This is a genomic window from Streptomyces sp. NPDC008121 (genome assembly GCF_042957155.1).
Taxonomy (GTDB): domain Bacteria; phylum Actinomycetota; class Actinomycetes; order Streptomycetales; family Streptomycetaceae; genus Streptomyces.
This window is the reverse complement of sequence record NZ_JBIBHT010000002.1, coordinates 583,868-604,069: the sequence shown is the minus strand read 5'-3', so window position 1 is coordinate 604,069 and position 20,202 is coordinate 583,868. Positions and strand designations below refer to the sequence as shown.

Sequence of the window (20,202 nt, the reverse complement as noted above, 5' to 3'; positions counted from 1 at the left end):
AGCAACCGCCGCTGATCCGCGATCAACGCTCGGCCGTTCTCACCTGAGGGCCGGAGGCGGGAGGAGCGTCAGCCGGCCTGCCGAGTCCCCGTGGCCCGGCCTTCCCCGTCCCAGGTGATGTGCAGGATCCGCGCGACGGCGTCGCGGTCCACCGGGCCGAACACATGGGGGAACCGCGTGCCTTCGGCGACGCCCGGCGGCGGCGCCGGAACGGCTTCCTCCCACTCCGTCCTGGCGGTGAGACGGCTTTCGTCGAGGACGAGCACGAGGAGGGGGCGCGGCGCCGACCGGTAGAAGGCGTTCACGACGGCGAGGGTGGTCGCCTCGTCGGGCGAGCAGTGGACGAAGCCCTCCTCGGCGAGGGAGGCGGGGGCGTAGGGCGCGTCGGGAGAAGCCGCCCACTCGGGGTGGGGGACCACGTGGTAGATCATGCTGCGGTTATACCGCAGAGGGCCGAGGGCCCCGGCGGCGCCGCCGGGGCGGGGCGTTCAGGGGGCGGGGGTGAGCGAAACCGCCTCCCAGGCGAAGCCGTCCGGGTCGACGAACGACCCGGCGGACTCACCGCCGGCGCCGCCCAGCACGATCCGGTGCGACCCCGTGCCGTCCACGGGGACACCGACGTCCTTCGCCAGCGCACGACGCCCGTACAGCGCCAGCTTCACGGAGCCCGGCCCGGACGCGAACTCGACGTACTTCCGGCCGAAGCTCCGGGTCACCGTCAGCCCGCGCCCGACGTAGAACTCCTTGCTCGCGGCCACGTCCGCGGCCCCCAGCAGGAGCACGACGTCGTCGACGCGCCGGGTGGCCGGGCCGGTGTCCTTCCGCGCCGAGGTGGCGATCTTCCAGATCGTGCCGTCCGGGGCCCGGACGACACCGCCGTAGCCCCAGAACGACTTCGTGACGGGCTTCAGGGAGGTGGCGCCCGCGTCGAGCGCGGCGTCGACGAGGCTTCTGACGTCGGCCGGCTGGGACGCCGTGAGCGACATGACGAAGCCGCGGAAGCCGGCCGTCGGGGCCTCGGTGGCGCGCAGCCGCAGCCGCGCGTCCAGTCCGAAGGCGGTGGTGTAGAAGCGGTCGGCGGCCGCGGTGTCGGCCGTCTCGAGGGTGATGAAGGCGAGGGAGTTCATGTCCTTCACGCTAGTTGTGGGGCGGTCGCCGGGGCTTCTCGAATCCTGACCGGTTCCGGTGCGCCTTCCGGGACGTCGCGTGCGCCCGCTCCCGCGAGGCCCGTCGCCCGACTCGTCTCCGTGCGTGCCGCAAGGAGCGCCGTGGAGCCCGGGCCGTCGCTCGGGACGACGTCGAGACCGCCGCACCGCAGCAGCGCCGCCGCGCGCTCGATGCGACGCCTCGTCAGATAGCCGTACGGCGAGTCGCCGTACGCCGCCCGGAAGAGCCTGCCGAGCTGTCCGGCCGGCATGCCGATGTCCCGGGCGAGCGCCTCGATGTCCAGCGGCCGCGCGTACTCCCGGTCGATCCGGTCGCGGACGCGGCGCAGCCGTGCGAGTTCGGCCAGATGGTGCGCGGTGACGCGGGCGCGCGCCCACGCGGGGTGGCACATGAGGGGACTCCTGTCGTCCACGGTCAGGGCGGGGAAGGGCGCGGCCCGGTGGCCGACCGACCGCTCTGTGCGGCGACGGCCACCGGGCTCGCATGGAGGGGAGCGGCGCCCGATCAGGTCACGGGCCCGGGCCGCTCGGCTCAGGTCAGCTCCTGGATGCGGATCAGGTTGCCGGCGGGGTCGCGGAAGGCGCAGTCGCGGATGCCGTACGGCTGCTCGGTCGGCTCCTGGACGAGCTCCGCGCCTGCGGTCCGCACCTTCTCGAAGGTGGCGTCGAGGTCCCGGGTGGCCAGCAGGATCCAGCCGTAGGTCCCCTTGGCCATCATCTCGGCGATGGTGTGGCGCTCGGCCTCCGTGATCCCGGGGTCGACGGCCGGGGGCGCCAGGAGGATGGAGGTGTCTGGCTGGTCGGCGGGGCCGACCGTGATCCAGCGCATCTTGCCCTGGCCGACGTCGTTGCGTACCTCGAAGCCGAGGGCGTCGCGGTAGAAGACGAGGGAGGCGTCCGGGTCGACGTGCGGGAGGGCGGTGGTGTGAATGGTGAGGTCCATGGCCCTCACGTTAGGCGCGGCTCACCGGCCGGCGCTTCTCGATTCCTGACCGGTCCGGCCCTCTTCGCCCGCGTGTCCGGCCCTCTTCTCCCGGGTGTCCGGCCCGCGTCGCCGGGAAGGAAGGGCGCCGGCGCGCGGGGAAGGGTTGTGGCCGCGCCGAGCGTGACGGCCCGTCGACCGATCGGCGAATTCACCCGTACGCACGGGTCTCGCGCGCGGGCGGGCCGGGGGAATGTGTCGTAGAAGTGGTGGGTCACCCCCGCGCATATCAGGTGCCCGCTTCTGCGAGAGGTCTCCATGGCGACGACGACCGAGCCGGTAACCGCTCCTCCCGTGCGGCGTCGCCGCATGGGTACGGTCGTCATCTCCTGGGCGACCACCACCGATCACAAGCAGATCGGGCACCTTTATCTGATCACGTCGTTCGTGTTCTTCCTGGCGGGCGGGGTGCTGGCCCTGTTCATGCGGGCCGAGCTGGCGCGGCCGGGAATCCAGATCCTTTCGCCGGAGCAGTACAACCAGGCGTTCACGCTGCACGGCACGGTGATGCTGCTCCTGTTCGCGACGCCGACCTTCGCGGGATTCGCCAACGCGATCATGCCGCTGCAGATCGGCTCTCCCGATGTCGCGTTCCCGCGTCTGAACATGTTCTCCTACTGGCTCTTCCTCTTCGGCGGCCTCATCGCCTTCGGCGGCATCCTCACCCCCCAGGGCACGGCCGATTTCGGATGGACCGCCTACGCGCCGCTCAACAACGCCGAGCACACACCGTTCGTGGGCGGCGACCTGTGGATCATGGGGCTGGCGTTCGCCGGGTTCGGCACGATCCTGGGTGCCGTCAACTTCATCACGACGATCATCTGCATGCGGGCGCCGGGCATGACGATGTTCCGGATGCCGATCTTCACCTGGAACATCCTGCTGACGTCCGTCCTGGTGCTGCTGGCCTTCCCGGTGCTCGCCGCGGCGCTACTGGTCCTGGAGGCGGACCGGCGGTTCGGTTCGCAGGTCTTCGACGCGGCCAACGGCGGCGCGCTGCTGTGGCAGCACCTCTTCTGGTTCTTCGGCCACCCCGAGGTCTACATCATCGCGCTGCCGTTCTTCGGCATCGTCACCGAGATCTTCCCGGTCTTCTCCCGCAAGCCGATCTTCGGTTACGTCGGCCTCATCGGCGCGACGATCGCCATCGCGGGCCTCTCGGTCACGGTGTGGGCCCACCACATGTTCGCGACCGGCGCGGTGCTGCTGCCGTTCTTCTCGTTCATGACGTTCCTGATCGCCGTGCCGACGGGCGTGAAGTTCTTCAACTGGATCGGCACCATGTGGAAGGGATCCCTGTCCTTCGAGACACCGATGCTGTGGTCGGTCGGATTCCTCGTGACCTTCCTCTTCGGCGGTCTGACCGGCATCATCCTCGCCTCGCCGCCGATGGACTTCCACGTCACCGACTCGTACTTCGTCGTGGCGCACTTCCACTACGTCGTCTTCGGGACCGTCGTCTTCGCGACATTCGCCGGCTTCTACTTCTGGTGGCCGAAGATGACCGGCAAGATGCTCGACGAACGCCTCGGCAAGATCCATTTCTGGACCCTTTTCATCGGATTCCACACCACGTTCCTCGTCCAGCACTGGCTGGGCGCCGAGGGAATGCCCCGCCGCTACGCCGACTATCTGGACGCCGACGGATTCACCGCCCTCAACACCGTCTCCAGCATCGGGGCCTTTCTGCTGGGACTCTCCACCCTGCCGTTCCTGTACAACGTCTGGCGGACCGCCAAGTACGGGAAGAAGGTCGGGGTCGACGACCCCTGGGGCTTCGGGCGCTCGCTGGAGTGGGCGACCTCCTGCCCGCCCCCGCGGCACAACTTCGTCACCCTGCCCCGGATCCGGTCCGAGTCGCCGGCCTTCGACCTCTCCTTCCCCGAGATGGCCGCGCTGGACGCGGGCAAGGACGGCAAGCGCGACGTGTTCGACGACCCCTCCGCCGCCACCCACCAGGGGCCCGACGCCGGCCGTGACGGCCAGGCGCCGCGCTGAGACGAGCAGGCGCGATGGACCGCGAAGAGACGGCCGCGGGCCTCGCCCGGCTCGAGGGGTACCTCCTGAGCCAGGCCGCCCGTCAGGAAGCGCGCCGGGCGGGCGAGGAGTTCGCCCGCGGCCTGACCTGGCTCGGCCCCCTCGAACGCGACGAGATCGCCGGCCGCTTCGCCGACGAACACCTCGCGCTCCGCAGGGAGATGCTGCGGGCCGTCGCCGCCCGGATCGCCGAACTCCGCACCGAGTACGGCGCCCGGTACGAGCGGCTCCGGCGCCGCACCCTCGCCCTCGCGCTGACCGCCGTGGCCGTCGCGAGCGCGGCCGCGGGATGGCTCGCGACGCTCGTCTGACCGACGGCGTGGGGTGCTTCAGGGCCTCGGGTCGACGCGATCCCACTGCGGGTGGCCGCCGCGGGCCCGACCGCCCACCGCCGCGCTGCAGCGGGGACACACGCGCCGCACACGGTCGGCCGCGCCGCCCGACTCCGGGAACGTCTCCGGCCACGCCACATGGGGGAAGCGCCCGAGATGGGAGCGGCTGAGGGACAGACCGCAGACGGTCGCGTTCCTGCCCTGCTCCCAGGCATGGACCTCCCCGGCGGGCTGCCGCTGGTTCGCCTCCTCGTCCCACCACTGCCCGGAGGCCGCCACGGCGTAGTGCCGTGTCACGGCCATGGCGACCGCACAGCCGACCGGGCGTGAGGGCGGAGGGGCACGCGGTGGCCCGGGATCACGTCCACGGCGGCCTCCCGCCGCCCGGCCCGGCCGCCGCCGGCGGGGCCACGTCCCACGAAGGCTCCCGGGTCACAGGGCCCGCCCGTCAGGGTCGTCGAGCTCTTCCTCCGGTACGACGTGCATGGCCGCCTCCTCGGCGCCGGCCGCACCCGCGTCGATGCCCACGTCGGAGGCGACGAGCTCCTTGTCGGTGTCCTCGTGCACGCCCTCGTCCGGTGCCACGAGCCGCCCCGCGCGCTCGGCGCCGGCCTCCGGGTCGACCGGTTCGCCCTCGCCGTCGGGCAGGTCGCCGATGCCGTCCGACGCCACCGGCGCTCCCGCGTCCGGCACCTCCTGCGCCAGGCGCTGGTCGAGCGTCTCGCCGTCCCGCTGCTCCGCCGCGGTGGTGCCCACCTTGGTCACGCCGAGCGGCTTCTCCGGCGGCGAGTACCCCTCGTCCAGGACGTCGTCGTAGTCGCGCTCGTCCACCGCGTCCTGAAGGTCCAGCGGCGCGGCGTCCTCCTGCTCCTCGTTGCCGCCCGTGGGCTGGTAGACGTCGTCCGCCATGTTCTCGTCCGTCATGGGTCCCGCCTTTCCTCGGTGCCGCCCCGCCCCTGTTCCGCGGCGAGGCACGTCCCCTTCCGGCCTGGGCGTCTACCCGGTCCCTCCGCGTCGAAAAGCCCTGTCACCCGCCCGGTGACCTGCGCCGACCGGTGCGAGGCCGCTCGGCCGCCGACGGACCGGGCGGCGTACGGCGTGCGGGTGCCCGGGACGGGACCGGCGCAATCCTCCGTACGGCCGAAGCGGCCCCGCGGCCGGACGGGAGTTTCGAAACGCGGCCTAGGATCTTTCGGCCCGGCGTTCGATGCGGTAGTCGAAGGCGAGGGTGCCCGGGTCGAGGGCGGTCACGCCGCCGTCGACGGTGAGCACGGCGCCGTTGACGAAGGAGGAGGCGGGCGAGAGCAGCCAGGCGACGGCCTCGGCCACCTCGCGCGGCTCGCCCGGCCGCCCGGCGGGCAGGACGCGGGTGACCTCCTCGTACGCCGCGTCGACGCCGCCGTCCCCCAGCCCCGCCTCGTCGGCGAACCGGCTCATCCTGCGGTCCGCCATGTCGGTGCGCACCCAGCTCGGACACACTGTGTTGGCGCGCAGCCCCGCGGGCCCGTAGTCGACCGCGAGGGAGCGGCAGAGCTGGAGCAGCGCCGCCTTGGAGGTGCCGTAGGCGGCGCTGCCCACGCCGTTGCGCAGCGCGGACACGGAGGCGACCGCGACCACCGCCCCGCGCGCGTCCAGCAGATGCGGCAGCGCGGCGCGCAGGAGATGGAAGGGGCCCGTGAGGTTGGTCCGCATCACCGCCTCCCAGTCCTCCAGGGTCACCTCGCCCACCCCGCCGCCGCGCCCGATGCCGGCGTTGAGGACGAGCCCGTCGAGCCGCCCGTACGCCTCGACGGCCGTGTCGACGAGGGCGCGTACGGCCTCGGGATCACCGATGTCGGAAGGGACGGCCAGGGCGCCGGTCTCCTCGGCGACGAGCCGCAGGGGCTCGGGCCGCCGCCCGGAGACCACCACCCGGTGCCCGGCCTCCCGCAACAGCCGAGCGGTCGCGGCGCCGATGCCCGTCCCGCCACCGGTCACGAGGTACACGCGCTGGTCCGCCATGGTCGTCGAGCCTCCGTCGTCCGTCTCCGCCGTCCGTCCCGATGATCATAGGGAGCGGCCCGGGGGCCGTAGCGGGGCCGGCCTCCCGGCGCGGCGGGGCCGGCGGCGAGCGCCGGAAGCGGGCGGGGGATCGGCGGGGCCCACGGGAGTGCACGGCACACTCCGCGCGCGCCACGCAAGCGGCCCGTGTACGGCAGGTGTTCCGGCCCGTACCCCTCAAGAGGCAAGCGGAGTACCCCGGTTACCCATGCGTACTGCACATGCGAGACGTGACAGCGGCGACTGTCGGGGCCCTCGGCATGCGTGACAACGTCATGTCCGTCACCGACCGAGGGAGTGCGTTGTGAACAAGGGGTACGCGGTCTTCTGCGACGCCGACCGTCACTTCTACGACGCGCCGCACCGTCTCGTCTTCGCCGACGGAGCGGGTGACTCCCTCTACCGCGCCGCCACCCTCCCCGTCCCCGAGGGATGGACCAGCCACCGGACGGGCGACTGGCTCGCCCTCCGGCCGCTGAGCCGTACGCTCCCCTCGCAGGGCTGGAAGATCCACGTCTCCGCCTGTCTCGACAACGCCGAGCGCGTCCTCGACACGGTCCGGGAGCACTGCCTGCGGCACGAGGTGGCGTTCAAGTTCGTGCCGAGCCGCTACCTGCTGCACCAGCGCAACGCCAAATACGCGGACCGCGCGGCCAGCGGCAAGTTCATCACCGTGTACCCGGCCGACGACGAGCAGTGCGAGCGCGTCGCCACCGACCTGGCGCGCCTGCTCGACGGCGAGCCCGGCCCCTACATCCTCAGCGACCTGCGCTGGGGGAAGGGCCCCGTCCACCTGCGGTACGGCAGCTTCACCCGCCGCCACTGCTACGACGAGCACGGCGAGCTGCGGCCGGCCATGGAGGACGGCTCCGGCACCCTCGTACCCGACCGGCGCGGGCCCGTCTTCCGCGTGCCCGACTGGGTCGCACCGCCGCCGTTCCTGCGCCCGCACCTCGACGCGAGAGCCGCGGTGACGGTGCAGGAGATGCCGTACGAGATCGTCAAGGCCCTGCACTTCTCCAACGGCGGCGGCGTGTACGAGGCGCGGCACCGCGCGACCGGGCGGCGGGTCGTCCTGAAGGAGGCGCGCCCGTTCGCCGGGCTGGCCGCCGACGAGGCCGACGCCGTCACCCGGCTGCACCGCGAACGCGCCGCGCTGGAACGGCTCTCCGGGCTCGCCTGCACCCCGGAGGTCCTCGACAGCTTCACCGTCGGCGACCACCACTTCCTGGCCCTCGAGTTCGTCGAGGGCAGGCCCCTCAACACCTTCTTCGCACGCCGGCATCCCCTGATGGAGGCCGAACCGGAGGCGGAGCGGCTCGCCGAGTACACGGAGTGGGCCCTGCGGATCCACGGCCTCGTCGAGCGGGCCGTCGCCGAGGTGCACGCCCGGGGGATCGTCTTCAACGACCTGCACCTCTTCAACATCATGGTGGCCGAGGACGAGTCCTCCGTGGTGCTCCTGGACTTCGAGGCGGCCCAGCCGGCCGCGGAGGGCGGGCGGCAGACCGTCGCCAACCCGGCGTTCGTCGCACCCGCCGACCGGCGCGGCTTCGACGTGGACCGCTACGCCCTCGCCTGTCTGCGGATCGCCCTGTTCGTCCCGCTCACCAGCCTGTTCGCCGTGGACCGGGCCAAGGCCGCCCACCTGGCGGAGGTCGCGGCGGCGCGATTCCCCGTGCCTCCGGGTTTCCTGGACACGGCGGTAATGGAGATCACACGGCAGCCGGTCGGCACCTCGCCCCGCGACAGCGACCCGCCCCGCGACAGTGCCTCGCCCCGCGACAGCGACCCGCCGCGCGTCGGCACTCCGCCGCGCGCCGGCGCACCGGCCGTCGAGAACGTGACGGCGTCCGACGGTGTCACGGCACCCGGCCGGCCCCCTGGCGGCCGCGCCGCGTTCCTGCCCGCGGAGCCGGGGGAGTGGCCGCACAGCCGTGACTCGATGGTCAACGCGATCCTGGCGTCGGCGACACCCGACCGGGAGGACCGTTTCTTCCCCGGTGACATCGCCCAGTTCGCCACGGCCGGTGGCGGCATGACCGTCGGCTATGGCACCGCGGGAGTCCTCCACGCCCTGCGCGAGAGCGGCGCCGCGCGATGTCCGGCGGCGGAGGAGAAGCTCCTGCGCTACGCCAAGCAGCCCGAGTCCGGCACGCCGCTCGGCTTCTACGACGGGCTCACCGGCATCGCGTGGACCCTCCAGGGACTCGGACACACCGCGTCCGCGCTGGAGTTGGCGGAGCTCGTCCTCGCCCAGGACCACGACGGTCTCGCGCCTGACCTGCACGGCGGTACGGCCGGGATCGGCCTCGCCCTCGACGCCCTCGCCACGGCCACCGGCGAGACCGGACTGCACGCGGCGGCCCTGCGGTGCGCCGAACTGACGGCCCGCCCGCCGGCCGCGTCCACCCCGGCCGCGGAACCGACGACGGGCCGGGTGCGGACCGGACTGCTGCACGGGGCGGCCGGCAGGGCCCTGCTGTTCGTACGGCTCTACGAACGCACCGGGGACACCGCGCTGCTCGACCTCGCCGCCGAAGCGCTCCACGACGACCTCACCCGCTGTGTGCGCGGAGTCTCCGGCACCCTGCAAGTGGACGAGGGCTGGCGCACGATGCCGTACCTGGGCGCCGGCAGCGTGGGCATCGGCATGGTGATCGACGACTTCCTCCTCCACCGCCACGACGAGGCCCTCGTCCGGGCCCGGCGCGACATCGTGCAGGCGGCACAGGCCACCTTCTACGCCCAGCCGGGCCTCTTCCGCGGCGTCGCCGGGATGGTCCTCCACCTCGCCCGAACGCACGCCGACGGGCCCGGCACGGCGCCCGAGGACGTACGCCGCCAGGTCGACTGCCTGACCTGGCACGCGATGTCCTACCAAGGCCATCTCGCCTTCCCCGGCGAACAGATGATGCGGCTCTCCATGGACCTCGCCACCGGAACGGCGGGCATCCTGCTGGCCCTCTCGGCAGCCCTGGGCGACCGCCCGGCACACCTGCCGTTCCTCCCGCCGCTCCCGCGGCCCCACGAACCGGCCCCGCTTCGGGGTCGCACAGCACCACCGTCCCCATTCGAAAGGAAACGATCATGAACCTGTTCGACCTGCAGTCGCTGGAGACCCCCAAGGACGAGGCCATCGGCGACGTCGAGACCGGCAGCCGCGCGAGCCTGCTGCTCTGCGGGGACAGCAGCCTCAGCGTGACGACCTGTAACTGACCCGCTCCGCGCACGGCGCCGAGGCGCCGGCGCGAGGTCACGGTGCCCCGGGAGCACGGCTCCCGGGGCACCGGCCGTCCGCCGTTCCTCCCGTCCCACCCGCCGTGCCCCCCACCCGCCGCACCGCCGTACCCGCCGTACCGCCAGGAGAAAGGGCATCGGATGGCCTCGCCGACCGGGTCCGACGGGCTGCTGCGCGGCGCCGTACGCCACACCGCGGGCAGCACCGCGCTCCTGCTCGTCTGCTCGGTCGCCGGCGCGGCCTGCGCGCTCGCCGTCCCCGCGGTCGCCGGCCGCACGCTGGACCTGCTCCTGCACCACCGCCCCGGCGCGACCACCTGGCTGGCCTGGACCGCCGTACTGCTCGCCGCGGAAGTCCTGCTGGAGGCCGCCGGGGTCCTGCTGACCCAGCTCACCACCGCCCGCGCCACCGCCTGGATCCGCCTCCGCGCCCTGACCGGTCTGCTCGGCACCGCCCCCCACCGGGCCGCGCCCCATTCCGGAGGCGACGTCGCCGCCCGGCTGTGCGTCAACGCCACGGACAGCGGCGCCGCACCGGCGGCTCTCGCGACCTCGGTGTCCTCCGTCCTCGTCCCGGCCGGCGCCCTCGTCGCGCTGGCCCTCATCGACCCCTGGACCGCCGCCGTCTTCGTGGCCGGCCTGCCGCTGCTCCTCCTGCTGCTGCGGACGTTCGCGCACCAGTCGTCCGACTCGGTCGGCCGGTACCAGCAGGCGCAGGGCGCCGTCGCCGCACGGCTGACCGAGGCGCTGGGCGGCGCGCGCACCATCGCCGCCGCGCACACGGCACGCCGGGAGGAGGAACGCATCCTCGCCCCCCTGGACGACATGACGCGGTACGGAACGCGCATGTGGCTGGTCCACGGCCGCGCCGTGGCCCGCAGCGGCGTCCTGCTCCCCCTGCTGACCACGGCCGTCGTGGCGGTGGCCGGGGCCCGGCTCGCCGCCGGGGACCTCAGCGTCGGCGACCTGCTCGCCGCCTCGCGGTATGCCGCCCTCGCCGCCGGCATCGGAGGCATCGCGGCGCCCCTCGGCACGCTGGTCCGCGCGCGCAGCGCCGGCCGCCGCACCGCCGCACTGGCCGATCTCCCGCCGATGCCCCACGGCTCCGCCGTCCTCCCGGCCGACGGACCAGGCACCGTGGAACTGCGGGGAGTGGGGGTGGTACGCGGCGGGGTCCCGCTGCTCACGGACGTGACCCTGGTGATCGAAGGCGGCTCGACGGTCGCCGTCGTGGGCCGCTCGGGCGCCGGCAAGTCCACGCTGGCCGCCGTCGCGGGCCGGCTGACCGACCCCGACGAGGGCCGAGTTCTCCTGGACGGGGTCGACCTGACCGAGCCGACCCGCGCGGAACTGCGCCGGGCGACGGCCTACGCCTTCGCGCGTCCCGCCTTCGACAGCGGAGCCGCCGCCACGGTCCGCGCCGCGATCGCCACCGGGCTCGGGCCGGCGCAGGCCGGTCCTCCGGCGACGGCGGCGATCCCGCCGCCCGCCGATGCCGTGGCGCACGAGGACGCGGAGCGGGTCGCGGAGAAGGTCCTGGAGGCCGCGAGGGCCGCGAGCGCCGATGTCTTCATCCGACTGCTGCCGCTGGGGTACGACACTCCCTTGGACGACGCCCCGTTCTCCGGCGGCGAGAGCCAACGCCTCGGCCTGGCGCGGGCGTTCATCGGTGCCGGGCGACTGATGATCCTGGACGACGCGACGTCGAGTCTCGACACGGCCACCGAACGCCAGGTGGAGCTCGCCCTCGCCTCGTCCCTGCGGCCGTGCACCAAGCTCATTGTGGCCCACCGGGTCTCCACGGCCGCCCGCGCGGACCGCGTGGTCTGGCTGGAGGCCGGACGGGTGCGGCGATGCGCACCGCACCACCTGCTGTGGGAGGACCTGGACTACCGCGCGGTGTTCCTGGCCGAGGCCTCCGCGGTGCCACCGGGGGCGGAGGCGGGGGCGGGGGCCGGCCCTGCCGTCCCCCGCGGGCCCGCTCGTCACGACGGCGGGAGCGGCGAGTGAAGCCGGTGACGGAGACGGGCCGGACGACCGATCCGAAGCCCCGGCCGGCCACCGGCCGGCCGGTGCCGGGCCCGGACGCCCCCGAGCCGCGCCCCGCCGCATCCGGCCCGACCACCCCCGAGCCCGGCCCGACCCCCGCATCCGGCCCGACCACCCCCGGCCCTGTCCGGGCCACCACCCCCGCCGCGCGCGTGCCCGCCGTCGGAGGCACGACCCGGCGCCTCATGGCTCCGGCGCGCCGGTTCCTCGGCCGGCGCAAGCGCGTGCTGGCCAGATTGGCGGCGTGGTCCGCCGCCGAATCGGCGCAGACCTTCCTCGGCGGCTACTGCGTGGCCCGGTCCCTGGACGACGGATTCCTGCGCGGCGCCACCGCCACCGGCCTGCTCTGGCTCGCGGGCGCCGCCGTGGTCATCCTTCTCGGCGCACCGGTCGTCCGAGGCGTCTTCGCCCAACTCCCGCACCTCACGGAGCCGTTGCGCGACCACCTCGTACGGCGGTCGGTGGTACGCGCACTGCGCGCGGCCACCACCGGGGGCGGAAGCGTGGACACGACCGCCGTGTCCCGGCTCACGAGCCAGACCGAGATCGCCCGGGACAGCTTCGCCGGGCTGGTGCTCGCCGCCCGCTCCTTCGTCTTCGTCGCCGCCGGGGCTCTGGTCGGCCTCGTGTCCCTCGCGCCGCAGTTCCTCCTCGTCGTCCTCCCGCCGCTCGTCCTCGGCATCGTCCTGTTCACCGCGTCGCTGCGACCGATGGCGCGAGCCCAGCACCGCTACCTCGACGCGGACGAGGCCGTCGGACGGCGCGCGGAGCTCACCCGTACCGCCCTGCGCGACATCGTCGCCTGCGGCACCCAGGAACCGACCGCCGACCGGAACCGCCGTGCGATCGAGGAGGCCGCCGCCGCCCAGCGCGCCATGGCCCGCTGGGCGGCGGTCCGTACGCTCTCCGTGGCGACGGCGGGCCAGTTGCCGGTGTTCCTCCTCCTCGCCGCGACCCCGTGGCTCCTTCGCCAGGGCGTCACGGCGGGCGCCCTCGTGGGCGCGCTCACCTACGTCCTCCAGGCACTGCTGCCGGCCCTGCACACGCTGATGACCGTCCTCGGCGCCGCGGGCGCGCGCCTCTTCGTCATCCTCGACCGTCTCACCGGCCCGCTCCCCGCGCCCGCCCCCGTCGCCCCCTCCGCGCACCCCGCCCCCCGGCTTCCCGGGCGTTCGACTACGGCCGCACCGGCGACGGCGGCGCTGGAACTGCGCCGTGTCCGGGCCACGTACGGCCCCGGGGCCCGTGCCGTCCTCGACGCCCTGGACCTGACCGTCGAGGACGGCGAGCACATCGCGGTCGTCGGTCCGAGCGGTATCGGCAAGTCGACCCTCCTGCAGGTCGCGGCAGGCCTGCTGACCCCGGACCGGGGGGACGTACGCCTCTCCGGCCGCCCCGTCGGCCACTGCCCGCCGCCCGCACTCGCCGCCCTGCGCGTGCTGATCCCGCAGGAGGCGTACGTCTTCACCGGCACCCTGCGGGACAACCTCCGATATCTGCGGCCCGACGCCGGCCGCCGCGACGTCGACGCCGCCGTACGGGCCCTCGCGCTGGGACCGCTCGTCGACCGCGTGGGCGGGCTCGACCGTCCGCTGCGGCCGGAAGCCCTGTCCCTCGGCGAGCGCCAGCTGATCGCCCTCGGGCGCGCCCACCTCTCCCCGGCCCCCCTGCTGCTGCTCGACGAGGCGACCTGCCACCTGGACCCCGTCGCGGAGGCCACGGCCGAACGCGCCCTGCGCGCCCGGCCCGGGACCTTGGTCGTCGTCGCCCACCGGCTGTCGTCGGCGCTGCGCGCGGACCGGATCCTCGTCCTCGACGGCACCCGCGCCCAGTACGGCACCCACGACGACCTGCTCGAACGGTCGGTTCTCTACCGTGATCTGGTGGGGCACTGGAACGACACCCCCTAGAGGGGGGACCGCGTCCGCGGAGACGTCACGCGGTGGCGGTCAGGTCCACCCGGCCCCTTGGGCGATCCGGATGGCGTCCACCCGGTTGCGGGCGCCGACCTTGCGGATGACGCTCGCCATGTAGTTCCGTACGGTCCCCTTGGAGAGGTACAGCGTCGCGGCGATCTCGCCGACGGGCGCTCCTTCGGCGGCGAGCGAGAGAACGCTCAGCTCACGCCGGGTGAGGGGCATCTCCGCGGCCTGCAGGAAACCGAGCGCGAGCGTGTCGTCGATGAAACGCTCGCCCTGCGCGACCCGGTGCACGGCCTGGAGTAATCGGACCTTCGAACCGTTCTTGTCGACGAAGCCGGTCGCCCCCGCCGCATGCGCCCGGCGCAGGACGCCGGGCCGCTGCGCGGGGATCAGCGCCAGCAGGGCCGCGCCGCCCGCCGTCGGCGACGCCGCCACCGACGGGGCGGCCGGGTCCGACTCCGCCGCGGAGGGCGGCAGACACTCGGCGTCGGCGACGTACACGTCCGGAGCCGGGGCGGCGGACTCCGACCCCTGCGGCCAGTGGGAGAGCGAGGAGACGACCACGACCCCGTCGTCCGACCGCAGCAGGTCCACCAGCGCGGCCCGCAGCAGCTGCGCCTCGTAGACCACCGTCACTCTTATCATTCCCACCCCTTCGTTTCTGCGTCATGCCTCAGGGGCATGACGCGATCAGCCCCACACCCCTCTGCCCCTGCCTCCCGCGTGAGAACGCGGCATCGGGCGCACAGGGGGCGCACTCGGGAGTGCCGGGGCCGGAACCGTTCGCCGCGCCCGGCCGGTGCGCAGGCCGACGAGGTGCGGGGCCGAAGGAGGCCGTACGGGAATGTCCGGATTCCGTCTCCCCCGAGTGGCCTCCTCCGCTACGTGCCACCGGTGAGGCCGGCCGCCGGATCCCGCGGTGGACGGGGCCGACCCGGCTGCCGTGATGTCCGAATCGCCGGGGCCGTGCAGAATTGCCCTAGTGGGACCCCCGGCGGCCGGCTGCGCTCGGTCACCGTCCTCCGGTGCGAAGAGGGGGCGTGATGCCATCCGAGCGGAAGGCAGGGCAGCGGGAGCCCGGTCCGCTGTGGTCCGAGCCCGGCACGCTGCTGGAGCACGTGGCCGTGGCCGTGATGGGCATGGATGACGACGACCGGGTCTGCTACTGGGGCCCGGGAGCCCGCAAGCTCTTCGGTTACGAGGCCGCCGAGGTGCTGGGCCGCCCCGCCGCCGCCCTCTTCCCCGCCGCCGCCCGGCACGACGGTGCGAGCGTGGCCCGACGGCTCGCGGAGCGCGGCCGGGCCCTCGGCTACTGGCGGGTCCGCCTGCCGGCGCTGCACCGCGACGGCTCCGTCTTCGACTGCGGCTTCCGGGTCTTCCCGGTCACCGGGGCGGACGGCGACTCGGTCGTCCTCGGCCTGGCGAGCAGGGGAGACGAACTCGACCGCGTCAAGACGAACCTGGCGTTCCTCGACGCGCTGTTCGACACCTGCCCCATCGGCCTCGTCATGCTCGACCAGGACCTGCGCTACGTCCACCTCAACCAGGCGCTCGCCGACATGGACGGCGTCCCGGTCGAGGACCACATCGGGCGGACGATGGACGAGATCATGATGACCACGGACGGCGGCGAGTACCTCCGCATGGTGCGGGCCGTCGCCCTGGAAGGCCGGCCCGTCGTGAGCGCCCTCGTCGGCCTCCGCACGCCCGGCCACCCCGACCGCGCCCAGGCGCGGTCGGTGAGCTTCTTCCCGCTGAGCGGCTCCGGCGACACCCGGCCGGGCGTGGGCGGGCTGATGATCGACGTCACCGACCGGGAACAGGCGATCGTGGAAGCGACGGCCGCCCGGCAACGCCTCGCGCTCCTGGACCGGGCCGCCGCCCGGATCGGCACCACCCTGGAGGTGGACCGCACCGCCCGCGAGCTGGTCGACGCGGCGGTCCCCGACTTCTGCGACGCGTCCGTCGTGGAGCTGGTGGAGTGGGCGGACGAGCCGGAGGTGTTCCACCCCGCCCTGCCGCTGAACACCCGTCGGATCGCCTCGGGCACCAGCCTGCCCCCGCCCGCCACCGACCTCGTCGCCGGGCTGCGGACGGTGCACTACCCTCCCGGCTCCTCCATCCACCGGGTCCTCCTCACCGGCCGCCCCCTCGCCGTGGACGTCGACGAGGCTTTCGTGACCAGCACCGTCACCCATCAGGACCGGGTGCGGCTGCTCCTCGACAGCGGCCTGACGAGTCTGCTCATCGCCCCGCTCATCGCCCGGGGGACCGTCCAGGGCATCGCCATGTTCGGGCGCTCCGCCTCCCGTCCCGCCTTCGCCGGGCAGGACGTCAGCCTGGCCGGTGAACTCGCCTCGCGGGCGGCGCTGTGCCTGGACAACGCGCGCCTCTACAACCGGGTCCGGGACATCGCGCTCACCCTCCAGCGCGCCCTGCTGCCCTCGGCCCTGGTCACCGGCCCGTACGTCCGTGTCGCGCACCGGTACCTCCCCGGCAGCCACATCAGCGAGGTCGGCGGCGACTGGTACGACGTCATGGAGCTGCCCGGCGGGCGGCTGGCCCTGGTGGTGGGGGACGTGATGGGGCACGGCGTCCCTGCGGCCGCCGCGATGGGCAGACTGCGCATCACCACCAAGGCGCTGGCCCGCCAGAACCTCGCACCCGACGCCGTCCTCGCGGAGCTGGACGTCTGCGCCCAGGAGGCCGGGATCGAGCTGGCGACCTGCCTCTACATCCGGTACGACCCCCGCACGGGCGAGGCCCGCATCGCCAACGCGGGTCACCCTCCGCCCCTGGTCCGCCGGGCGGACGGCACGGTGCGGATCCTGGACGACGTCCTGGGAGTCCCCCTCGGCGTCGGCGGATTCCCCTTCCGTACGGCCGAGATCGAACTGCGCGACGGCGACACGCTGGCCCTCTACACCGACGGCCTCGTCGAGACCCGCGACCGGGACCTCGGTGTCGGCATCGAAGCCTTGCGGAGGGGGCTGGCGGGCGACGCGGGCACGCTGGAGGAGACGGTGGACCGCCTCCTGGCCGACCTCCTTCCCGGCCCGCCCGCCGACGACACCGTGCTGGTCCTGGCCCGGGTCGGCCGCTCGACGCCCGAGGGGCCGCCGCCGACGTGAACCCGGGCCCGCGACACCGTGATCCCGGCTCCCGCCACCGTGCCGTGCGCGACGCCGCCGGCCGGAACGCCCGCGGCCCCACCCTTCACCGCACGTCCGCCCGCGCCGTGGAGTCGTCGAGGAAGCCGCCCGACTGGTGCTGCCACAGCTTCGCGTAGGCCCCCTCGGCGGTCAGGAGCTCCTGGTGCGTGCCCTGTTCGACGATCCGGCCCCGGTCGAGGACGACCAGCCGGTCCATGGTGGCGACGGTGCTCAGGCGGTGGGCCACCACCAGCGCGGTCCGCCCCTCCATCAGCCGCCACAGGGCGTCCTGGACGAGGATCTCGCTCTCCGAGTCCAGCGCGCTGGTCGCCTCGTCGAGCAGCAGGATCGGCGCGTCGCGCAGGATGGCCCGTGCCAGGGCGACCCGCTGGCGCTGCCCGCCGGACAGCTTCACCCCGCGCTCGCCCACCATCGTGTCGAAGCCGTCGGGCAGCGCGTCGGCGAACTCGGTGACGTGGGCCGCCTCGGCGGCGCGCCGGATCTCGGCCTCCGTGGCGCCCGGCCTGGCGAACGCGATGTTCTCCCGCAGGGTGCGGTGGAACATCGCCGGGTCCTGCGGTACGTAGGCGATGAGGCTGCGCAGGTCGGCCTGGCGGAGCCGGCTGATGTCCTGGCCGCCGATCAGGATCCGTCCGCCGTCGATGTCGGTCATCCGCAGCAGCAGCCGGGAGAGCGTGGTCTTGCCACCGCCGGACCGGCCCACGAGACCGATCTTCGAGCCGCCGGGCACGGCGAGGTCCAGGCCCTCGAAGAGGGGACCGGCGCCCGCGTGGGCGAACTCGACCCGTTCGAAGCGCACGTCGGATCCCTGCTGCAGCAGCGGTTCCGGCGTCGCCGGGTCGACCACCGTGGGCTTCTCCAGGAGCAGTTCGGTGAACTGCGCGGCCTCCGTCATGGCGCTTTCCAGACGGCGGTAGATCTGGTTGAACTCGAACATGATCCGCGTCGCGTTGGCGTAGTAGGTGAACGCGACGACGACCGCCTCCACGCCGTGCTGTCCGCCGCCGAGGACGACGGCGAGCAACAGGCCCAGCACGTTGGTCAGGACGGACAACGGCGCGACCAGGGTGTCGATGCGCAGGTTGCCGTAGTCCCACGACCGGAGCGTGAGCTTCCGCGACTCGGCCACGCGGGACCGGTGCTCCTCGGCCTCGCGTTTCTCGGCGGCGAACGACCGGACCGTGTCCATGTTCATCAGACTGTCGGCGACGTGCCCGGCGACCCGGGCGATCGCCTGCTCGCGTCGGGCGACGAGCCTCTGCCGGCGCCGGATCAGCGGCGTGACGCAGAGCGCGGTGAACGCGATCAGCGTCAGGAGGCCGACCACGAGCAGCGGGTCGTACTGCCACAGCACCACCGAGGCGAACACCAGGGGGACGAAGCTGCCCATCACCGAGAACGTCAGCGTGTCGACGAACTCCTCGAAGCGGGAGGCGAAGCTCAGGACCCGCTTGGTCAGCGACCCGGCGAAGTTGTCGTGGAAGAAGGCGGCGTCCTTGGCGTACAGCTCGTCCATGCCGATGACGTACAGGCTCTCGATGCCCCGGGCGTCGAGGCGGTTCAGACAGTGCAGTCCGACGCGCCAGAGGGCTTCGGAGAGCAGCAGGACACCGGCGAATCCGAGGACGTACGGGAGCATCGGCCCGATGCCGGCGGACGGACCGGAGTCCCCGGCGATCCGGCCGACGAGCTTCGCCACGATGAGCGGCGCGATGTAGAAGATGCCGATGTTGCCCAGCGCCGGGAGCAGCATCGCCGGGGCGGTCAGCCACCGGAGTCTGAGGAGTTCGCGCCCGTAGTGGCGCAGGGCGAGGCTTACCGACCCCTTGCTCGGCAAGCCGTCGCGCAATGGTGCTGTTTCCATCCCAACCCTATGATCTCGGACCGAAAGGTGAGCAAAGGGGAGTCTCCCGTGCGGGGCCCGGGGCGGTCCACGGGTTTTTCGCGGGCTTCGACAGCGAGGGCCGGTGGGGTCAGGAGGCGTCGGTGAAGAGGAGTTTGTCGGGGCTGGACGGGCTGACGTTCTTCAGGACGCCCTTGGTCGACGTCTCGTCGAGCCAGGCCGTGACCTCCGCGACGCCGGCCTCCGGGTGCGCCTGGAGGTGGAGCGCGGCCACGCCCGCCACGTGCGGGGCGGCCATGGACGTACCGTTCCGGGCGACACCGCCGCCGCCGAGCTTCGCCGAGACGATCGCCTGGCCGGGGGCGTAGAGCCGGAGGCAGGCGCCGAAGTTGGAGAAGCTCGTCTCCTGGTCCTGACGGTCGGTGGCGCCGACCGTCACCACGCCTTCGGCCCGGGCGGGGGAGACGTCGCAGGCGTCGACCGCGGAGTTCCCCGCGGCCACCACCGGCAGGACGCCTGCCGCGGCGACCGAGGTGGCCGCGCGGTCCACGGCTTCGGACGAGGGGCCGCCGAGGGAGGCGTTCATGACGGCCGGCCGCCGGGCGTTCCGCGCGATCCAGTCCATGCCCGCGAGGACACCCGACCAGCTGCCGTTCCCGTCGCAGCCCAGCACGCGCACGCTGAACAGGCGGGCGCCGCGGGCGACACCGTACGTCGCGCCGGCGACGGTCCCGGCGACATGCGTGCCGTGCCCCTGGCAGTCCGCCCCGGCCCGGCCGTCACCGACGGCGTCGTAGCCGAGGGAGGCGCGGCCGCCGAACTCCGCGTGTCCGTACTCGATGCCGGTGTCGAGGATGTACGCGTCGACTCCGGTGCCGTCCCCGGCGGTGGTGAAGCCGCCGTCCAGGGGGAGCGTCCTCTGGTCGATCCGGTCCAGGCCCCACGACGCGGCCGGTGCGCTCAGCGCCCCGGCCGCTCCCGCCGGCGAGGCCACCGACACCACCGAGTCCTCCTCCACCGCCGCGACCCCGAGGGCGTTGCGGACGGTCTTCAGCTGGGCCAGGGTGAGCGGTACGGCGAACCCGTTCAGCGCCCTGCCGTAGACGAACGACGGCTTCAGGTCCAGCTCCTCGGCGAACGTCCCCGCGTCCAGCCGCTTGTCGAGGGTGACGATGTACCGGCCCGGTACGGCGCGGGGCGAGGTCCGCAGCGGAGCCGGCCGCGACGCGGCGGGCACGCCGGGCCCGGATCCGTCGGACGGTGCGGACCGGGCGCCCGGCGCGGCCGGGACGGCGGCGGCGGAGGGGGCGGCCTGAGGGGCGGCGAGGGCGAGCGCGGCGGCGACGGCGGTCGCCGTGGCGAACCTGGTGCGAATGATCATGCGGCGCAGGCCATCACGCCCGCGGATCACCGTCCAG

17 protein-coding genes are annotated in these 20,202 nt (G+C 73.8%); 7 read left to right on the top strand and 10 right to left on the bottom strand.

Translation table 11 applies throughout. From position 1 onward, the window contains the following. Positions 1-68: 68 nt before the first annotated feature. From ACFZBD_RS08215 to ACFZBD_RS08200, 4 genes are all read right to left on the bottom strand, one after another. Positions 69-431, bottom strand: a complete 363-nt coding sequence (locus ACFZBD_RS08215) for a DUF952 domain-containing protein (protein WP_391137463.1) — start codon at positions 429-431, stop codon at positions 69-71. Between the two features lie 57 nt (positions 432-488). Continuing rightward, entirely contained in the window at positions 489-1,127 is a 639-nt protein-coding gene (locus ACFZBD_RS08210) for a glyoxalase (protein WP_391137460.1), read from the bottom strand. A gap of 5 nt (positions 1,128-1,132) precedes the next feature. Beyond that, positions 1,133-1,558, bottom strand: a complete 426-nt coding sequence (locus ACFZBD_RS08205) for a helix-turn-helix domain-containing protein (protein ID WP_391137457.1) — start codon at positions 1,556-1,558, stop codon at positions 1,133-1,135. Between the two features lie 140 nt (positions 1,559-1,698). Then, positions 1,699-2,109: a VOC family protein gene (locus ACFZBD_RS08200; protein ID WP_391137454.1), complete on the bottom strand. Its 411-nt coding sequence runs from the start codon at positions 2,107-2,109 to the stop codon at positions 1,699-1,701. 297 nt (positions 2,110-2,406) lie between these two features. Between ACFZBD_RS08200 and ctaD the strand changes: the two genes are divergently transcribed. Together ctaD and ACFZBD_RS08190 are read left to right on the top strand one after the other, a co-directional pair. Further along, complete coding sequence (ctaD, locus tag ACFZBD_RS08195) at positions 2,407-4,146, top strand: cytochrome c oxidase subunit I (RefSeq protein WP_391137451.1); 1,740 nt, start codon at positions 2,407-2,409, stop codon at positions 4,144-4,146. A gap of 14 nt (positions 4,147-4,160) precedes the next feature. After that, positions 4,161-4,496, top strand: coding sequence for a hypothetical protein (locus ACFZBD_RS08190; protein ID WP_391137448.1), 336 nt, complete (start codon positions 4,161-4,163; stop codon positions 4,494-4,496). An 18-nt stretch (positions 4,497-4,514) separates the two neighbouring features. On the opposite strand, the gene ACFZBD_RS08185 is transcribed toward ACFZBD_RS08190, so the two are convergent. The 3 genes from ACFZBD_RS08185 to ACFZBD_RS08175 all read right to left on the bottom strand — a co-directional run bounded on the left by ACFZBD_RS08185 (position 4,515) and on the right by ACFZBD_RS08175 (position 6,518). After that, a complete protein-coding gene (locus tag ACFZBD_RS08185; RefSeq protein WP_391137445.1) occupies positions 4,515-4,820 on the bottom strand; it encodes a hypothetical protein in 306 nt (101 codons plus the stop codon). 129 nt (positions 4,821-4,949) lie between these two features. Then, the gene (locus ACFZBD_RS08180) at positions 4,950-5,441 is read right to left on the bottom strand and encodes a DUF5709 domain-containing protein (protein ID WP_391137442.1); all 492 of its coding nucleotides are present in this window, start codon (positions 5,439-5,441) and stop codon (positions 4,950-4,952) included. A gap of 258 nt (positions 5,442-5,699) precedes the next feature. After that, positions 5,700-6,518, bottom strand: a complete 819-nt coding sequence (locus tag ACFZBD_RS08175; RefSeq protein ID WP_391137439.1) for an SDR family oxidoreductase — start codon at positions 6,516-6,518, stop codon at positions 5,700-5,702. Between the two features lie 343 nt (positions 6,519-6,861). On the opposite strand from ACFZBD_RS08175, the gene lanKC reads away from it, so the two are divergent. The 4 genes from lanKC to ACFZBD_RS08155 all read left to right on the top strand — a co-directional run bounded on the left by lanKC (position 6,862) and on the right by ACFZBD_RS08155 (position 13,756). Further along, on the top strand, positions 6,862-9,651 hold the full coding sequence (gene lanKC / locus ACFZBD_RS08170; RefSeq protein WP_391137436.1) for a class III lanthionine synthetase LanKC: 2,790 nt from the start codon (positions 6,862-6,864) through the stop codon (positions 9,649-9,651). Continuing rightward, positions 9,648-9,776 carry a SapB/AmfS family lanthipeptide gene (locus ACFZBD_RS08165; RefSeq protein WP_015037662.1) on the top strand — a complete coding sequence of 43 codons (129 nt, stop codon included), beginning with the start codon at positions 9,648-9,650 and terminating at the stop codon, positions 9,774-9,776. Before lanKC ends, ACFZBD_RS08165 begins: the two co-directional genes overlap by 4 nt. A gap of 162 nt (positions 9,777-9,938) precedes the next feature. Beyond that, entirely contained in the window at positions 9,939-11,807 is a 1,869-nt protein-coding gene (locus ACFZBD_RS08160; protein WP_391137432.1) for an ATP-binding cassette domain-containing protein, read from the top strand. Positions 11,808-12,031: 224 nt separating this feature from the next. Next, positions 12,032-13,756: an ATP-binding cassette domain-containing protein gene (locus tag ACFZBD_RS08155; protein WP_391138531.1), complete on the top strand. Its 1,725-nt coding sequence runs from the start codon at positions 12,032-12,034 to the stop codon at positions 13,754-13,756. A gap of 39 nt (positions 13,757-13,795) precedes the next feature. Here the strand turns inward: ACFZBD_RS08155 and ACFZBD_RS08150 are convergent, their stop codons facing one another. Then, positions 13,796-14,413 carry a LuxR C-terminal-related transcriptional regulator gene (locus tag ACFZBD_RS08150; RefSeq protein WP_391137429.1) on the bottom strand — a complete coding sequence of 206 codons (618 nt, stop codon included), beginning with the start codon at positions 14,411-14,413 and terminating at the stop codon, positions 13,796-13,798. A 398-nt stretch (positions 14,414-14,811) separates the two neighbouring features. Between ACFZBD_RS08150 and ACFZBD_RS08145 the strand changes: the two genes are divergently transcribed. Further along, positions 14,812-16,899, top strand: a complete 2,088-nt coding sequence (locus ACFZBD_RS08145) for a SpoIIE family protein phosphatase (RefSeq protein ID WP_391137426.1) — start codon at positions 14,812-14,814, stop codon at positions 16,897-16,899. An 85-nt stretch (positions 16,900-16,984) separates the two neighbouring features. Here the strand turns inward: ACFZBD_RS08145 and ACFZBD_RS08140 are convergent, their stop codons facing one another. Continuing rightward, positions 16,985-18,805: an ATP-binding cassette domain-containing protein gene (locus tag ACFZBD_RS08140; RefSeq protein WP_391137423.1), complete on the bottom strand. Its 1,821-nt coding sequence runs from the start codon at positions 18,803-18,805 to the stop codon at positions 16,985-16,987. Between the two features lie 109 nt (positions 18,806-18,914). Continuing rightward, positions 18,915-20,165, bottom strand: coding sequence for a S8 family serine peptidase (locus tag ACFZBD_RS08135; RefSeq protein ID WP_391137405.1), 1,251 nt, complete (start codon positions 20,163-20,165; stop codon positions 18,915-18,917). Between the last annotated feature and the right edge of the window lie 37 nt (positions 20,166-20,202).

What these genes read in the sequence shown, in the direction of transcription:
- ACFZBD_RS08215 (WP_391137463.1), bottom strand. Translation starts at nt 431, where the DNA reads ATGATCTACCACGTGGTCCCCCACCCCGAGTGGGCGGCTTCTCCCGAC.
- ACFZBD_RS08210 (WP_391137460.1), bottom strand. Translation starts at nt 1,127, where the DNA reads ATGAACTCCCTCGCCTTCATCACCCTCGAGACGGCCGACACCGCGGCC.
- ACFZBD_RS08205 (WP_391137457.1), bottom strand. Translation starts at nt 1,558, where the DNA reads ATGTGCCACCCCGCGTGGGCGCGCGCCCGCGTCACCGCGCACCATCTG.
- ACFZBD_RS08200 (WP_391137454.1), bottom strand. Translation starts at nt 2,109, where the DNA reads ATGGACCTCACCATTCACACCACCGCCCTCCCGCACGTCGACCCGGAC.
- ctaD (WP_391137451.1), top strand. Translation starts at nt 2,407, where the DNA reads ATGGCGACGACGACCGAGCCGGTAACCGCTCCTCCCGTGCGGCGTCGC.
- ACFZBD_RS08190 (WP_391137448.1), top strand. Translation starts at nt 4,161, where the DNA reads ATGGACCGCGAAGAGACGGCCGCGGGCCTCGCCCGGCTCGAGGGGTAC.
- ACFZBD_RS08185 (WP_391137445.1), bottom strand. Translation starts at nt 4,820, where the DNA reads ATGGCCGTGACACGGCACTACGCCGTGGCGGCCTCCGGGCAGTGGTGG.
- ACFZBD_RS08180 (WP_391137442.1), bottom strand. Translation starts at nt 5,441, where the DNA reads ATGACGGACGAGAACATGGCGGACGACGTCTACCAGCCCACGGGCGGC.
- ACFZBD_RS08175 (WP_391137439.1), bottom strand. Translation starts at nt 6,518, where the DNA reads ATGGCGGACCAGCGCGTGTACCTCGTGACCGGTGGCGGGACGGGCATC.
- ACFZBD_RS08165 (WP_015037662.1), top strand. Translation starts at nt 9,648, where the DNA reads ATGAACCTGTTCGACCTGCAGTCGCTGGAGACCCCCAAGGACGAGGCC.
- ACFZBD_RS08160 (WP_391137432.1), top strand. Translation starts at nt 9,939, where the DNA reads ATGGCCTCGCCGACCGGGTCCGACGGGCTGCTGCGCGGCGCCGTACGC.
- ACFZBD_RS08155 (WP_391138531.1), top strand. Translation starts at nt 12,032, where the DNA reads ATGGCTCCGGCGCGCCGGTTCCTCGGCCGGCGCAAGCGCGTGCTGGCC.
- ACFZBD_RS08150 (WP_391137429.1), bottom strand. Translation starts at nt 14,413, where the DNA reads ATGATAAGAGTGACGGTGGTCTACGAGGCGCAGCTGCTGCGGGCCGCG.
- ACFZBD_RS08145 (WP_391137426.1), top strand. Translation starts at nt 14,812, where the DNA reads ATGCCATCCGAGCGGAAGGCAGGGCAGCGGGAGCCCGGTCCGCTGTGG.
- ACFZBD_RS08140 (WP_391137423.1), bottom strand. Translation starts at nt 18,805, where the DNA reads ATGGAAACAGCACCATTGCGCGACGGCTTGCCGAGCAAGGGGTCGGTA.
- ACFZBD_RS08135 (WP_391137405.1), bottom strand. Translation starts at nt 20,165, where the DNA reads ATGATCATTCGCACCAGGTTCGCCACGGCGACCGCCGTCGCCGCCGCG.